The following is a 275-nucleotide window of genomic DNA, read 5'->3' on the forward strand; positions in this document are numbered from 1 at the left end:
TCATTACCTCTGTCACACCTGATAATAAACGAGGGATGGCACTGGGCACCTCTGCGGCATGTGTGTATATAGGGCTCAGCGCAGCCCCGGCAATGGGTGGTTGGCTCACTGAAATGTGGGGATGGCGCGCCGTGTTTTACTCGCAGATCCCCTTGGTACTTATGCTGCTCATTACCATTAAACTGTGTTTACATGGTGAGTGGAAAAACGATAAAAAATCGCCATTTGACTGGTGGGGCACCGTTATTTTCTCGCTTTTTGCACTGTGCTTAGTG

1 protein-coding gene is annotated in these 275 nt (G+C 49.5%); it reads left to right on the forward strand.

What is annotated here, in order from left to right:
• Positions 1-2: 2 nt before the first annotated feature.
• The coding region (locus tag AAEY83_RS14755; protein ID WP_351060058.1) for an MFS transporter at positions 3-275 on the forward strand (273 nt) is incomplete at its 3' end.

The sequence above is a fragment of the Psychrobacter sp. TB20-MNA-CIBAN-0197 genome, from assembly GCF_040309765.1.
GTDB classification, from domain to species: domain Bacteria; phylum Pseudomonadota; class Gammaproteobacteria; order Pseudomonadales; family Moraxellaceae; genus Psychrobacter; species Psychrobacter submarinus.